Origin of the sequence: Streptomyces sp. NBC_00654 (genome assembly GCF_026341775.1) — a bacterium.
Taxonomy (GTDB): domain Bacteria; phylum Actinomycetota; class Actinomycetes; order Streptomycetales; family Streptomycetaceae; genus Streptomyces.
The window spans coordinates 2204785-2220996 of the sequence record NZ_JAPEOB010000002.1 but is presented as its reverse complement, the minus strand read 5'-3'; the positions used below and the strand labels follow the sequence as shown (position 1 = coordinate 2220996).

The 16212-nt window shown below is 71.1% G+C and carries 8 protein-coding genes; all 8 read left to right on the top strand.

Annotated elements, in window-relative coordinates; all coding sequences use genetic code 11:
- Positions 1 to 197 precede the first annotated feature (197 nt).
- The 8 genes from OHA98_RS30100 (at position 198) to OHA98_RS30065 (ending at position 16200) form a co-directional block, all read left to right on the top strand.
- Positions 198 to 1469, top strand: a complete 1272-nt coding sequence (locus OHA98_RS30100; RefSeq protein WP_266930112.1) for an extracellular solute-binding protein — start codon at positions 198 to 200, stop codon at positions 1467 to 1469.
- A 19-nt stretch (positions 1470 to 1488) separates the two neighbouring features.
- Positions 1489 to 2505, top strand: a complete 1017-nt coding sequence (locus OHA98_RS30095; RefSeq protein ID WP_266930110.1) for a carbohydrate ABC transporter permease — start codon at positions 1489 to 1491, stop codon at positions 2503 to 2505.
- A complete protein-coding gene (locus OHA98_RS30090; RefSeq protein WP_266930108.1) occupies positions 2502 to 3380 on the top strand; it encodes a sugar ABC transporter permease in 879 nt (292 codons plus the stop codon). The genes OHA98_RS30095 and OHA98_RS30090 overlap by 4 nt, the downstream gene beginning before the upstream one ends.
- Positions 3381 to 3486: 106 nt before the next feature.
- Positions 3487 to 5163 carry a glycoside hydrolase family 13 protein gene (locus tag OHA98_RS30085; protein ID WP_266930107.1) on the top strand — a complete coding sequence of 559 codons (1677 nt, stop codon included), beginning with the start codon at positions 3487 to 3489 and terminating at the stop codon, positions 5161 to 5163.
- The gene (locus tag OHA98_RS30080) at positions 5148 to 6209 is read left to right on the top strand and encodes a LacI family DNA-binding transcriptional regulator (RefSeq protein WP_266930106.1); all 1062 of its coding nucleotides are present in this window, start codon (positions 5148 to 5150) and stop codon (positions 6207 to 6209) included. The genes OHA98_RS30085 and OHA98_RS30080 overlap by 16 nt, the downstream gene beginning before the upstream one ends.
- 449 nt (positions 6210 to 6658) lie before the next feature.
- Positions 6659 to 8386, top strand: coding sequence for a carbohydrate-binding module family 20 domain-containing protein (locus OHA98_RS30075; RefSeq protein ID WP_266930104.1), 1728 nt, complete (start codon positions 6659 to 6661; stop codon positions 8384 to 8386).
- 245 nt (positions 8387 to 8631) lie between these two features.
- Positions 8632 to 13947 (top strand): pullulanase-type alpha-1,6-glucosidase, encoded by a 5316-nt coding sequence (pulA, locus tag OHA98_RS30070; RefSeq protein WP_266930103.1) that lies wholly within the window; start codon positions 8632 to 8634, stop codon positions 13945 to 13947.
- A 222-nt stretch (positions 13948 to 14169) separates the two neighbouring features.
- A complete protein-coding gene (locus OHA98_RS30065) occupies positions 14170 to 16200 on the top strand; it encodes an NB-ARC domain-containing protein (protein WP_266930102.1) in 2031 nt (676 codons plus the stop codon).
- Positions 16201 to 16212: the final 12 nt, after the last annotated feature.

Sequence of the window (16212 nt, the reverse complement as noted above, 5' to 3'; positions counted from 1 at the left end):
ACCGCGCGTGGCCTGTGTCAGCAGGGGGTAGGGGATTCCGTCAAGGGTTCTGGCGGCAACCTTGAGGACACGCGAATGTAACGATCGCCGGACCTTGCAGAAATCTTCCGCAAGGTCTTTCGGTCCTCTTTCATCCTTGTTACGTTCACGTCGACCCGGCGCCGCGACGGAGCGGTACGGCAGTTGAAGGAGTTCAGATGCGACGTGGCATAACGGCCACCGCCCTGGTCGCGGCCCTGGCGCTCGCGGCGACCGCCTGCGGCAGCGATGACGAGTCCGGTGGCGGCAAGAGCTCGGGCGAGCTCTCCGGCACGGTTACCTGGTGGGACACCTCGACCGTCGGCAGCGAGGACAAGGTCTTCAAGAAGCTGGCCGAGGGCTTCGAGAAGGAGCACCCGAAGGTCGACGTCAAGTACGTCAACGTCCCCTTCGGCGAGGCGCAGAACAAGTTCAAGAACGCCGCGCAGTCGGGCGGCGGCGCCCCCGACGTGATCCGCTCCGAGGTCGCCTGGACCCCCGAGTTCGCGGACCTCGGCTACCTGGCCCCGCTGGACGGCACCGCCGCGCTGAAGGACGAGGGCGACTTCCTCAAGCAGGCCGCCGCGTCCACCAAGTACAACGGCAAGACGTACGCCGTTCCCCAGGTCATCGACTCCATGGGCGTCTTCTACAACAAGAAGATCTTCAAGGAGGCCGGGGTCGAGGTACCGACGACCATCGCCGACCTGAAGACCGTCTCGGAGAAGATCAAGGACAAGACCGGCAAGACCGGCCTCTACCTCCGCGGCGACGACGCCTACTGGTTCCTGTCGTTCCTGTACGGCGAGGGCGGCGACCTGGTCGACGCCAGCAACAAGTCCGTCACCGTCGACAAGCCCGAGAGCGTCAAGGCGTTCAAGGTCGTCAAGGACCTCGTCGAGTCCGGGGCCGCCAAGACCGACGCCACCGACGGCTGGGAGAACATGCAGTCGTCGTTCAAGGACGGCAAGGTCGCGATGATGATCAACGGCCCGTGGGCCGTCGCCGACACCCTCGCGGGCAATGAGTTCAAGGACAAGGAGAACCTGGGCATCGCCCCGGTCCCGGCCGGCTCCGTCGCCCAGGGCGCCCCGCAGGGCGGCCACAACCTCGCCGTCTACGCGGGCTCCAAGAACCTCGACGCCTCCTACGCCTTCGTCGAGTACATGACCTCCGTGCAGAGCCAGGCCCGGACGGCCGGCGAGCTGAACCTGCTGCCGACCCGTACCTCCGCCTACGCCAAGCAGGAGGCCGTGGACAGCGAGATCGTCGGCTTCTTCAAGCCGGTCGTCGAGACCGCCGTCGAGCGCCCCTGGATCCCCGAGACCGGCAGCCTCTTCGCCCCGCTGGTCACCGAGTACACCAAGGTCCTCACCGACCAGACCACCCCGGAGAAGGCCGCCTCCGCGACCGGCGACTCCTACCGCAAGCTCCTCAAGGGCTGGAAGTAACAGGAAGGTTGGCCCACTGATGGCTGTCCACACCAGCCAGTCGGTGGCGAAGGCCGCGGACGACGTCGTCGTCCGCGGCCCCAGCCGCGGTACTGGCAACCCCCCGACGCCGGGCCGGCTCCGGCGCGCCGTGTCGACCCACTGGTACGCCTGGGTCATGGTCGCCCCGGTCGTCCTCGTCATCGGCGTGATCATCGGCTACCCGCTGGTCCGCGGTGTCTATCTGTCGCTGACCGATGCCAACGAGCGCAACGTCGCCCGCTCCATCGGGGTCAACGAGATGCCCGCCACCTACAAGTTCGTGGGTGCGGACAACTACGTCGACGCGCTGACGGGTACCCAGTTCCTCGGCACGCTCGGCTGGACGCTGGTGTGGACGGTCTCCTGCGTGGGCATCACCTTCTGCCTCGGCATGGCGCTGGCCAATATCCTCAACCGCCGTATCGCCGGGCGCTCCGCCTACCGCATGGCACTCATCCTGCCCTGGGCCATCCCCGGCTTCGTCTCCGTCTTCGCCTGGCGCTTCCTCTACAACGAGGACCGCGGACTGCTCAACAAGGTCCTGAGCGGTGCGGGCATCGACGGGGTGCCGTGGCTGAACGACCCCACCTGGGCCAAGTTCTCCGTCATCGCGGTCAACGTCTGGCTCGGCATCCCGTTCATGATGGTCGCCCTGCTCGGCGGACTGCAGTCCATACCCTCGGAGCAGTACGAGGCCGCGGAGATGGACGGCGCCACCGCCTGGCAGCGCTTCCGTCACATCACGCTCCCCGGACTGCGCCCGGTCTCCACCACGGTGGTCCTGCTCTCCACCATCTGGACCTTCAACATGTTCCCGGTGATCTTCCTGCTGACCCGCGGCGGACCCGGCGAGGCCACCCAGATCCTCGTCACCCAGGCGTACAAGTTCTCCTTCGAGATCAGCCCGCGCGACTTCGCGCAGTCCTCCACCTGGGGCGTGCTGATCCTCGTACTCCTGATGCTCTTCGCCGTGGTCTACCGGCGAGTCCTGCGCACCCAGGGAGACAACTGGTGACCACCGCAGCCCAGCACCCCGCCCAGCACGCCGCCCGCAGGCCGCGCCTGCGCGGCGACCGTTCGCCGCTCGCCTCCGTGGCCCTGCACCTCACCCTGATCATCGCGTCCGTCATCGCGGTCTTCCCGGTGCTGTGGGTCCTGCTGACCTCGCTCAAGCCCGCCAAGTACGCCACGACGACGGACTTCTTCCGCGAGACCACGTTCGTGAACTACACGAACCTGATCCGGGACACCGAGTTCCTGAGCTGGTTCGGCAACTCCGTGATCATCGCGGGACTCTCCACCGTCATCGGGGTGTTCGTCTCCGCCACCACCGGCTACGCCGTCAGCCGCTTCCGCTTCCCCGGCAAGCGCGGGCTGATGTGGACGCTGCTGATCACCCAGATGTTCCCGGTCGCGGTCCTCATCGTGCCGATCTACAACATCATGTCGAACATCGGCCTGCTCAATCAGCCCGCCGGTCTCGTCATCACCTACCTCACCATCTCGGTGCCGTTCTGCGCCTGGATGATGAAGGGCTTCTTCGACACCATCCCGCGCGAGATCGACGAGTCCGGCCAGGTCGACGGCCTCACCCCGTTCGGCACGTTCTGGCGGCTCATCCTGCCGCTCGCCAAGCCCGGCCTCGCCGTCACCGCGTTCTACTCCTTCATCACCGCCTGGGGCGAGGTCGCGTACGCCTCCGCCTTCATGGTCGGCGACGAGAACCTCACGCTCGCCGGCGGACTGCAGAAGTTCGTCAACCAGTACGGGGCCCAGTGGGGCCCGATGACCGCCGCCTCCGTACTCATCGCGATCCCGGCCGCCCTGGTCTTCCTGTTCGCGCAGAAGCATCTGGTCACCGGCATGTCCGCCGGAGCCGTCAAGGGCTGAGCCGGACACCGGCAGAGCCCGCACGACCGACCGCACCCGTCACGGCGGCGCCGGACCCCCGACCCGGTCCCGGCGCCGCTCCCCACCCAGACACCCCAGGGACGACATGACCCAGCACCTCGCTGCCCCCTCCACCGGCACGTCCGACGACGCCCCGGGCCACCGCACCGGCTGGTGGCAGGACGCGGTGATCTACCAGGTCTATCCACGCAGCTTCGCCGACGGCAACGGCGACGGCATGGGCGATCTCGCAGGCGTCACCGCCCGGCTCCCGTACCTCAGGGACCTCGGCGTCGACGCCGTCTGGCTCAGCCCCTTCTACGCGTCGCCGCAGGCCGACGCGGGCTACGACGTCGCCGACTACCGGGCCATCGACCCGATGTTCGGCAGCCTCCTGGACGCCGACGCCCTGATCCGCGACGCCCATGACCTGGGCCTGCGCATCATCGTGGACCTGGTGCCCAACCACTCCTCCGACCGGCACGAGTGGTTCAGGCGCGCCCTGGCCGAGGGCCCCGGCTCCGCCCTGCGCGACCGCTACCACTTCCGGCCCGGCAAGGGCGAGAACGGCGAACTCCCGCCCAACGACTGGGAGTCCATCTTCGGCGGCCCCGCCTGGACCCGGACCACCGGCCCCGACGGCACCCCCGGCGACTGGTACCTCCACCTGTTCGCCCCCGAGCAGCCCGACTTCAACTGGGAACACCCGGCCGTCGCCGACGAGTTCCGCTCGATCCTGCGCTTCTGGCTCGACATGGGCGTCGACGGCTTCCGCGTCGACGTCGCCCACGGTCTCGTCAAGGCCGAGGGCCTGCCGGACCTCGGCGGCCACGACCAGCTCAAGCTGCTCGGCAACGACGTCATGCCGTTCTTCGACCAGGACGGCGTGCACGAGATCTACCGCAGCTGGCGCACCATCCTGGACGAGTACCCCGGCGAGCGGATCGCCGTCGCCGAGGCCTGGACCCCCACCGTCGAGCGCACCGCCAACTATGTGCGCCCCGACGAGATGCACCAGGCCTTCAACTTCCAGTACCTGTCCACCGCCTGGGACGCCGCCGAGCTCCGCAAGGTCATCGACACCTCGCTGGACGCGATGCGGCCGGTCGGCGCCCCCACCACCTGGGTGCTCTCCAACCACGATGTCACCCGGCACTCCACCCGCTTCGCCAACCCGCCCGGCCTCGGCACCCAGATCCGTACCGCGGGAGACCGCGAGCTCGGCCTGCGCCGGGCCCGCGCGGCGACGCTGCTGATGCTGGCCCTGCCCGGCTCCGCCTACGTCTACCAGGGCGAGGAGCTCGGCCTGCCCGACGTCACGGACCTGCCCGACGAGGTCCGCCAGGACCCGTCGTTCTTCCGCGCGCAGGGCCAGGACGGCTTCCGCGACGGGTGCCGGGTGCCGATCCCGTGGACCCGCGAGGGCAGCTCGTACGGCTTCGGCAGCGGCGGCAGCTGGCTGCCGCAGCCCGCCGGCTGGGGCGAGCTCTCCATCGAGGCTCAGGCCGGCGTGGAGGGCTCCACGCTGGAGCTGTACCGCTCCGCGATCGCCGCCCGCCGCGAACACCCGGGACTCGGTGCGGGGACCGCGGTCGAGTGGCTGGAGGCCCCCGAGGGCGTCCTGGTCTTCGGCCGGCCCGGCTTCGTCTGCACCGTCAACACCACCGGCACCCCGGTACGGATGGCGGCCCGCGGCAGCGTGCTGCTGTCCAGCGCCCCGGTGACCGTCGACGGCGCCGAGGCCGTCCTGCCCGCGGACAGCACCGTGTGGTGGACGGTGTGACCCTGCCCGCGCCCAGGACCGGTGCGGCCCCCCGGCTCTCCGACATCGCCGGACAGGCCGAGGTCAGCGAGGCGACCGTGAGCCGGGTGCTCAACGGGAAGCCGGGCGTCGCGGACACCACGCGTCAGCGGGTGCTCGCGGCGCTCGACATCCTCGGCTACGAACGGCCCGTACGGCTGCGGCAGCGCAGCGCGGGCCTGATCGGGCTGGTGACACCCGAACTCACCAACCCGATCTTCCCGGCGTTCGCGCAGTCCGTCGAACAGGTCCTGGCCGGGCACGGCTACACCCCCGTGCTCTGCACCCAGCTGCCGGGCGGCGCCACCGAGGACGAGCTCGTCGAGCAGCTCGTCGAACGGGGCGTCGGCGGCATCGTGTTCCTCTCCGGGCTGCACGCCGACCTGTCGGCGGACCCGGCACGGTACGCCGCGCTCACCGAGCGCGGCGTACCGTTCGTCCTGATCAACGGCTACAACGAACGGATCAGCGCCCCGTTCGTCTCGCCCGACGACTCCGCCGCCGTGCGGATGGCCGTCGGGCATCTGGCCGACCTCGGGCACCGCAGGATCGGCCTGGCCATCGGACCGCAGCGCTATGTGCCCTCGCGCCGCAAGCGCGACGGCTTCCTCGACGCGTCGGTCTCGGTGCTGGGTCTGTCCCGCGCCGAGGCCGAACTCCTGGTGTGCTCCACGCTGTTCAGCGTGGAGGGCGGCCAGGTCGCGGCGGGCGCCCTGCTCGACCTGGGCTGTACCGGCATCGTCTGCGGCAGCGACCTGATGGCGCTCGGCGTGGTGCGGGCGGCCCGGGGGAGGGGGCTCGACGTACCGCGCGACGTCTCGGTCGTCGGCTTCGACGACTCGCAGCTGATCGCGTTCACCGACCCGCCGCTGACCACCGTGCGCCAGCCGGTGCAGGCGATGGCGGCGGCGGCGGTGGGCGCGCTGCTGGAGGAGATCGGCGGGAGCCCGGTGCAGCGCACGGAGTACGTGTTCCAGCCGGAGCTGGTGGTACGGGGGTCGACCGCGGCGGTGGTACGCGCCGGGTGAGGCCGGCGGCGGCGGACACCCCGGGGTGCGGGCCGTCGCGGGAGAAGTCCCCACGTACAGGAGAGGCACCGGAGCCGGCCCGGACGGGCCTGCGGGGAGTGAGCGGCCCCGGGTGCCTCTCCTGCCGTGACCGGCCCGGCCGGCCGGGCGCGTGGGGCCCGGTGCGCCGAAGCGGCCGGGACCCCCGGCCGGCCGGACCGGAGTCCGGAGGAACGTAACACTCGCGCAATATCTTGCGGAAGACCTTGCAGGCAGAAAACTGCCGGATTTCCTGGATGTGTGCGGGGGATGTCCAAAGGGTTGACCCGGGCCTGGCGGGCTCGTACGGTCTGCTCCGCGGCAAGGTTTGCATTCTTGCAGCAAGAACCTTCAGAAGCCTTCAGGGCACGGCGCGTTGTCACGTGAGGCTGCATCGTCACCCGCGTTTCCCCCACCGCAGGAGGAATGACATGGCACGCAGACCGCTGTCCGCGGCGCTCGCCCTCGTGGCGGGCGCCGCCGTCCTCGCCGTACCCGCCCAACTCGGCGCCGCAGGCGCCGCGCAGGCCGCCGGGCCGGGCGACAAGGACGTCACCGCCGTGATGTTCGAGTGGAAGTTCGACTCCATAGCCAGGGCCTGTACGGACTCCCTGGGTCCGGCGGGCTACGGCTTCGTCCAGGTCTCGCCGCCCCAGGAGCACATCCAGGGCGGCCAGTGGTGGACCTCGTACCAGCCCGTCAGCTACCGGATCGCCGGGCGGCTCGGTGACCGCGCCGCCTTCGCGAACATGGTCAGCACCTGTCACGGCGCGGGCGTCAAGGTCGTGGCCGACTCGGTCATCAACCACATGTCGGCCGGTTCCGGCACGGGCACCGGCGGGTCCTCGTACTCCAAGTACGACTACCCGGGCCTGTACTCGGTCAACGACATGAACGACTGCCAGTCGCCGATCACCGACTACGGCGACCGCGGCAACGTACAGAACTGCGAACTCGTCGGCCTGGCCGACCTGGACACCGGCGAGGACTACGTACGCGGCAGGATCGCCGGGTACCTCAACGACCTGCTCTCCCTCGGCGTCGACGGCTTCCGGATCGACGCGGCCAAGCACATGCCCGCCGGTGACCTCGCGGCCATCAAGTCGCGGCTGAACAACCCCGGTGTCTACTGGAAGCAGGAGGCCATCTACGGCGGCGGCGAGGCCGTCTCGCCCTCCGAGTACCTCGGCACCGGCGACGTCCAGGAATTCCGCTACGCCCGGGGCCTCAAGCAGACGTTCCTCAACGAGAACCTCGCCAACCTCAAGAACTACGGCGAGGGCTGGGGCTTCATGGAGTCGGGCAAGTCGGCGGTCTTCGTCGACAACCACGACACCGAGCGCAACGGCGAGACGCTGACCTACAAGAACGGCGCCGACTACACCCTCGCCAGCGTGTTCATGCTGGCCTGGCCCTACGGCTCCCCGGACGTCCACTCCGGCTACGAGTGGTCCGACAAGGACGCCGGACCGCCCAACGGCGGTCAGGTGAACGCCTGTTACAGCGACGGCTGGAAGTGCCAGCACGCCTGGCGCGAGATCTCCTCCATGGTCGGCTTCCGCAACGCCGCACGGGGCCAGGGCGTCTCGAACTGGTGGGACGACGGTGGCGACCGGATCGCGTTCGGCCGGGGCTCGAAGGCGTACGTCGCCATCAACCACGAGGGCTCCGCCCTGACCCGTACGTTCCAGACCTCGCTGCCCGCCGGTGACTACTGCGACATCCAGTCCGGCAACGGCGTCACCGTCAACGGATCGGGCCAGTTCACCGCCACCCTGGGATCCAACACCGCCGTCGCCCTGCACGCGGGCGCCCGCACCTGCTCCGGCGGCGGCACGGGCCCGACCGACCCCGGTACGGGGCAGTCCGGCGCCTCCTTCGGCGTCAACGCCATCACCCAGCCGGGCCAGAACATCTACGTCACCGGTGACCAGCAGGCCCTCGGCGCCTGGGACCCCGCGAAGGCGCTGAAGCTCGACCCGGCCACGTATCCCGTCTGGAAGCTCGATGTGGACCTGGGCGCCGGTACGTCCTTCGCGTACAAGTACCTCCGCAAGGAGGCGAGCGGCAACGTCACCTGGGAGAACGGCGCCAACCGCACCGCCACCGTCCCGGCCTCCGGCAGGTCGGCGCTGACCGGCGACGTCTGGCGCGGCTGACCACGACTTCCGGGCGGGCCGGGGGCGCACGGCGGTGCGCTCCCGGCCCGCCCGGAGAACCCGCCCCCACCGGCACTCCGCCCCGCGGGAGAACTGCCCCGCAGGAGAACCGCCCCGCGGGCGACCCGCCCACGCGGCGCCCCCATTCCTCAGGCCCCCACATTCCTCAGGCCCCCACATTCCTCAGGCCCCCCCCACGCGCCCCACCCCGTTCCCACCGCAGAGAATCCGAGGAGTACCCGCCCGTGTCCCGAACCACCCTCCGGCGGGGGGCCGTCGCAGCACTCTGCGCGGCGCTGCTGCCCGTCGTACCGGCGGCCTCGGCGGCCGCTCCGTCCAGAGCCCCGGCCCCGCCCCCGGACGCCGCGCTGGCCCGGGAACCGGCCCGGCACGACCTGACCCGCGAGCAGTTCTACTTCGTACTGCCCGACCGCTTCGCCAACGGCGACCGGGCCAACGACCGGGGCGGGCTGACCGGTTCACGCCTGGAGACCGGGTACGACCCCGCCGACAAGGGCTTCTACCAGGGCGGCGACCTCAAGGGCCTGACCGGGAAGCTCGACTACATCAAGGGCCTCGGCACCACCGCCATCTGGCTGGCCCCGATCTTCAGGAACCGGCCCGTGCAGGGCACCGGCAAGGACGCCTCGGCCGGCTACCACGGCTACTGGATCACCGACTTCACCCAGGTCGACCCGCACTTCGGGACCAACGCCGACCTGGAGAAGCTGATCGACAAGGCCCACGCCAAGGGCATGAAGGTCTTCTTCGACGTCATCACCAACCACACCGCCGACACCGTCGACTACGCCGAGAAGGAGTACGGCTACAAGCCCAAGGGCGCCTACCCCTACCTCGACAGGGACGGCCGCCCGTTCGACGACAGCCGGAAGATGGCGAAGGCCGACCGGGACACGTTCCCGTACACCCCGAAGACCACCGTGAACGCGGGCACCAAGAAGCCGTCCTGGCTGAATGACCCCACGATGTACCACAACCGGGGCGACTCGACGTTCGCCGGTGAGTCGGCCGAGTACGGCGACTTCTCCGGGCTCGACGACCTGTGGACCGAGCGGCCCGAGGTCGTCGACGGCATGGCGGAGATCTACGAGAAGTGGGTCCGCGACTTCGATATCGACGGGTTCCGCATCGACACCGTCAAACACGTCGACCTGGACTTCTGGACCCAGTGGGCCACCGCGCTGGACACCTACGCCGCCCGGCGCGGCCGGGACGACTTCTTCATGTTCGGCGAGGTGTACTCCTCCGACACCGCGATCACCTCGCCCTATGTCACCCGGGGGCGGCTGGACGCGACGCTCGACTTCCCGTTCCAGGAGGCCGCGAGGGGGTACGCCTCCCAGGGCGCCCCGGCCTCGAAGCTCGCCGCCGTGTACCGCGACGACTACCGGTACACCACCGACAAGGCCAACGCCTACGAGCAGGTGACCTTCCTCGGCAACCACGACATGGGCCGGATCGGCACCTTCCTGAAGCAGGACAACCCGAAGGCCGACGACGCCGAACTGCTGAAGCGGGCCCGCCTCGCCAACGAACTGATGTTCCTCTCGCGCGGCAACCCCGTCATCTACTCCGGCGACGAGCAGGGATTCACCGGCGCGGGCGGCGACAAGGACGCCCGCCAGCCCCTCTTCGCCTCGAAGGCCGCCGACTACCTCGACGACGACCTGATCGGCACCGACCGTACGCACGCCACGGACGCGTACGACACCGGGCACCCGGTCTACCGCTCCATCGCCGCTCTCGCCGGGCTGACCAAGGAGCACCCCGCGCTGCGCGACGGCGTACAGACCGAGCGCTACGCGGAAGGCTCCGTGTACGCCTTCTCCCGTACGGCCACCGAGCGGCCCTACGAGTACCTCGTCGCCTCCAACAACGGCACCGCACCGCGCACCGTCGAGCTGCCCACCGCCTCCGCGCACATGGACTTCCGGACGCTGTACGGCGGTTCGGGTGCCGTCCGCAGCGGTGGCGACAAGAAGGCCACTGTCACCGTGCCCGCGCTCTCCAGCGTCGTGCTGCGCGCCGACAGGCCGCTCGGCTCCCCGGAGGCCAGGCCGACGATCACCCTGAAGGCGCCCGCCGCCGGAGCCACCGGCACCGTCGAGCTGACCGCCGGCACCGGGGGCGGACAGCTCGACCGGGTCGTCTTCGCCGCGCAGACCGGCAACGGCACGTGGCGCACCCTCGGCTCCGCCGACCACGCCCCGTACAAGGTCACCCAGCACCTGGACGCCTCGGTGAAGGCCGGGACGCCGCTGCGGTACAAGGCCGTCGTCATCGACCGCGCCGGACGCACGGCCAGTGCCCTCGCCTCGACCACGGCGGGCCAGGCGCCTCCCGCGGAGAAGCCCGTCGCCGTCGAACGCGACTACGCCGTCGTCCACTACCGGCGCGCGGACGGCGACTACGAGGGCTGGCAGCTGAAGTCCGGCGACGCCACCGCGGACTTCACGGGACGCGACGCCCACGGCGCGTTCGCCTGGATCAAGCTCGGCGAAGGCGCGTCCTCGCTCCCGTACACGGTCGAGAAGGCCGGTACGGCGGACGGCCCGCAGCGCACCGTCGACCTCGCCCGGACCGGACAGGTCTGGATCGAGCAGGGCAAGGACGGCCAGCGCACCGAGGCCCCCGAAGCACCCGGCCAGGACACCACCAAGGCCGTCCTCAACTACCACCGGGCCGACGGCGACTACGACGGCTGGGGGCTGCACACCTGGACCGGGGCCGAGAACCCCACCGACTGGGCCAAGCCGCTCCGGCCGGTGAGGAAGGACTCCTACGGAGTCACCTTCGAGGTCCCGCTCACCGACGGCGCCACCTCGCTCAGCTACATCCTGCACAAGGGCGACGAGAAGGACCTCCCCAGCGACCAGTCGCTGGACCTCGCCACCCACGGGCACGAGGTCTGGATGCTCGGCGGACAGCCCGGATACCTGCTGCCGCAGGCCGGCGGCGTCCCCGCCCCCGACCTCACCCGGGCCGAGGCCCAGTGGATCGACTCCGGCACCGTCGTGTGGAAGGTGAAGGCCACCGAGGCCACCAGCCAGCAGCTCGTGTACGCGAAGGACGGCGGCATCTCCGTCGTCGACGGCGCGCTCTCCGACGAGGGCCGGTGGCTGCGGCTGCGTACCACCGCCCTCACCGACGCGCAGAGGGCGAAGTACCCGCACCTCAAGGACTTCCCGGCGTTCAGCATCGACGCCCGCGACCGGGACCGGGTCCGTGAGTCCCTGCGCGGCCAGCTCATCGCCACCCAGCGCGCCGCGAACGGCGCCCTGCTCGCCGCCACCGGGGTGCAGACCGCCGGAGTCCTGGACGACCTGTACGGGAGGCACGCGAGCGGCGCGGCCCTCGGACCGGTCTTCCGGCACGGCACGCCCACGCTCTCGGTGTGGGCGCCCACCGCCCGTACGGTCTCCCTCGAACTCGACGGCCGCACCGTCCCGATGCGGCGCGACGACCGCACCGGCGTCTGGTCGGTGACCGGGAAGAAGAGCTGGCAGGGCAAGCCCTACCGGTACGCCGTGCGGGTCTGGGCACCCACCGTGCGGAAGACCGTCACCAACAGGGTCACCGACCCGTACTCCACCGCCCTGACCACCGACTCCGCCCGCAGCCTCGTCGTCGGCCTCGACGACCCGAAGCTGGCACCGCGCGGCTGGTCCGCCCTGAGGAAACCCGCCGCCACCCCGCTGCGCGACGCCCAGATCCAGGAGCTGCACATCCGGGACTTCTCCGTCTCGGACCGCACCTCGTCCCACCCCGGCCAGTACCTCGCCTTCACCGACACCCGGTCCGACGGGATGAAGCACCTGCGGCGGCTCGCCGACGCGGGCACCGGCTATGTGCACCTGCTGCCCGCCTTCGACATCGGGACGATCCCGGAGAAGGAGTCCGACCGGAGCCGGCCCGGCTGCGACCTGTCCGTGTACGCCCCCGACTCCGAGGAACAGCAGGCCTGCGTCGCGAAGAGCGCCGCGAAGGACGCCTTCAACTGGGGCTACGACCCGCTGCACTACACCGTCCCCGAGGGCTCCTACGCCTCCGACCCCGAAGGCACGCGGCGCACCGTCGAGTTCCGCCGGATGGTGCAGGGCCTCAACGGCGCCGGACTGCGCACCGTCATGGACGTGGTCTACAACCACACCGTCGCCTCCGGCCAGGACGACAAGTCCGTCCTCGACCGCATCGTGCCCGGCTACTACCAGCGCCTGCTGGAGGACGGCACCGTCGCCACCTCCACCTGCTGCGCCAACACCGCCCCCGAGAACACCATGATGGGCAAGCTCGTCGTCGACTCGGTGGTCACCTGGGCCAGGGAGTACAAGGTCGACGGCTTCCGCTTCGACCTGATGGGACACCACCCCAGGGCCAACATCGTCGCCGTCCGCGAGGCACTGGACGCCCTCACGGTGGCGAAGGACGGCGTCGACGGCAAGAAGATCATCCTGTACGGGGAGGGCTGGAACTTCGGCGAGATCGCGGACGACGCACGCTTCGTCCAGGCCACCCAGAAGAACATGGCCGGTACCGGGGTCGCCACCTTCTCCGACCGGGCCCGCGACGCCGTGCGCGGCGGCAGCCCCTTCGACGAGGACCCCGGTGTGCAGGGCTTCGCCACCGGCCTCTACACCGACCCCAACACCTCCCCGGCCAACGGCACCACCGCCGAACAGCGGGCCCGGCTCCTGCACTACCAGGACCTGATCAAGGTCGGCCTCACCGGCAGCCTCGCCGACTACACCTTCACCGACACCACCGGCCGCACCGTCAAGGGCTCGGCCGTCGACTACAACGGCGCCCCCGCCGGATACGCCGCCGCACCCGGTGAGGCCCTCGCCTACTCCGACGCCCACGACAACGAGACGCTCTACGACACGCTCGCCTTCAAGCTCCCGGCCGGCACCCCGGCGGCCGAGCGGGCCAGGGCACAGGTGCTGGCCATGGCGGTCTCCACCCTGTCCCAGGGGCCCTCGCTCTCCCAGGCGGGCACCGACCGGCTGCGCTCCAAGTCCCTGGACCGCAACTCCTACGACAGCGGCGACTGGTTCAACGCCCTGCACTGGGACTGCCGCGACGGCAACGGCTTCGGGCGCGGCCTGCCGCCCGCCGCCGACAACAAGGACAAGTGGTCCTACGCGAAGCCCCTGCTCGCCTCGCCCGCGATCACCCCGGGCTGCGCGCAGATCGACGGCGCCGCGGCCGCGTACCGGGACCTGCTCACCATCCGGTCCACCGAGAAGGCGTTCGGTCTCACCACCACCGGGCAGGTGCAGGCAGCCCTGTCCTTCCCGCTTTCGGGCAAGGACGAGACACCCGGCGTGATCACGATGCGCCTCGGCCCGCTCGTGGTCGTCCTCAACGCCACGCCCGGCACCGCGAACCAGCGCGTCCCCGCCCTCGCCGGTGCGTCCTACGCCCTGCACCCGGTCCAGGCGACGGGTGCGGACCCTACCGTCAAGAAGGCCTCGTACGACGGGAAATCGGGCAGCTTCACCGTCCCAGGGCGCACGGTCGCCGTCTTCTCGGCGCGCTGACGCCCACAGGGCTACGGTGACGGCAGACGTCGGCGAAGCGCCGCACAACAGCTGGACACCGTGCGCATCCGCCCCGGTCCCACGGCCCTGCCGCGACTCCCTCTCCCTCCGGGGAGACGGCGCCGCGGCCGGGCCGGCCGGGGCCCCGGGGCGGCGCTGCCGGGCGTCCGCTGCCTCACCGGCGGACCCCTGCTCCAGCGCGCCGGACGGTGATGATCGACCATGGTGGGAAACCTTCCCGAGGAGACGACCAGCTTCGTCGGACGGCAGGCCGAACTGGCCCGGCTGGAACGCGCGCTGGCCACCGGGCGGCTGACCACACTCATCGGCCCCGGCGGCGTCGGCAAGACCCGGCTCGCCCTCCGGGGCGCCCGGCTCGCGGCGGAGCGCCACCCCGACGGAGCCTGGTGGGCCGATCTGTCCCCGCTCTACGACGCGGGGCCGCTGATCCCCACCGTCTCCGACGCCGTCGGGTTCGCCGACCACACCCTGCGGATGCCCGTCGACGCCCTGTGCGAATGGCTCATCGACAAGCGGCTGCTGCTCGTCCTCGACTCCTGCGAGCACCTGCGCACCTCGTGCGGCCATCTGCTGGGGGAGATCCTCACCACGTCGCCCGGCCTCACCGTCCTCGTCACCAGCAGGCAGCCGCTGGGTACCCGGGGCGAACACGTGCTGGAGGTCCCGCCGCTGCCCGTCGACGGAGCCCCCGACGCGTTACGCCTCTTCCGGGAACGGGCGCGCACCGCCGACCCCGGAGCCAGGCTGGACGCACCGGGCGAGGCGGCGGCCGCCGCCGAGATCTGCCGCCGCCTCGAAGGCATCCCGCTCGCCATCGAACTGGCCGCCGCGGGCATGCGGGCGCACTCCGTCGAACAGATCGCCCAGCGGCTCGGCTCCCGCCTGGACACCCTCAACGACGACTCGTTCTCGCCGCGTCGCCACCGTGCCCTGCGCACCACCATCGGCTGGAGCCATGAACTCTGCACCCCGCTGGAGCGCCTCCTGTGGGCCCGGCTGACCCCCCTGCGCACGGACTTCGACGAGGACACCGCCCGGGAGGTCTGCGCGGCGGGCCCGCTCACCCCGGACGGCGTCGGCGAGGCGCTGCGGGGCCTGGTCGCCAAGTCCGTCGTGAAGCGGGACGGGGACCGGCACCGGATGCTCGACACCCTGCGCGAGTACGGCCGGATGTGGCTCGCCGAACTCGGCGAGGAACGGGCCGCCGCCGACCGGCACGCCGCCTGCTTCCTCGCTCTCACCCGCAGCGCCCACGCCGGCTGGACCGGCCGCGAGCAGGTCTCCTGGTACCACCGGATCGCCGACGCCCATATGGACCTGTGCGCCGCGCTCGACCACCTGCTGGCCCACGATGTCCCGGCGGCCCAGGAGATGACGGGCCGGGTCGGCTTCTTCTGGACCTGCTGCGGGCATCTGTCCGAGGCCCGCGGTTACGCCCGGCGGGCCCTGGAGGCGGCTCCGGCGGGCGGACCCGACCGGACGAGGCTCCAGTGGGTGCACGGGGTCGCGGCCCTGCTCCAGGGCGACTTCATGACCGCCGAGCGGCTCGGCGCCCGCTGCGCCGCCGTGGCCGCGGCGGATGCCGACGACGAGGGTGTCCTCAGCGCCGGCTATCTGTCCGGCCTCACCCACCTCATGACCGGGCGGCCCGGGGCGGCCCTCGACGCGGTCGCGGAGGTGCTCCGGGACACCTCCGCGTCCCCCGTGGAATCGGCCTACCGGCTGCGCTGCCACCTCGTCGCCCTGTTCGCCCTGACCGCGACGGGCAGGCTCGACGAGGCCTCGGAGGCCGCCGCGTTCCTGCGGGCCGCCTGCGTGGCGCGCGACGAGTACTGGACCCGGTCCTATGTCGACTACCAGCTCGCCCTGATCGCCCTGTTCCAGGACCGCCCGCAGGAGTCCGCCGCGCACGCCCGGTCGATGCTCGTGGGCAAGCACCGGCTCCGCGACAGCTTCGGCATCGCCCTGGGGCTGGACATCCTCGCCGCCGCGATCGCCGCCCAGGGCGCGGGCGCCCGCGCGGCCAGGGTGTACGGCACCGGGCAGGCGTACTGGCGGATGGTCGGCCACCCGCAGCGCGGCACCCCGGAGCTCGGCCCGGTCCGCGAGGCCTGCGAACGGCAGGCGCGGGCCGCCGTCGGCGACGCCGCCTACCAGCGCGCCTTCGAACGGGGGCAGGCGGACAACGCGGAGGTGGGGCTCGCGGCGGCTCTGCGGAGCGAGCCCGACTGACGGCCGGGCGCC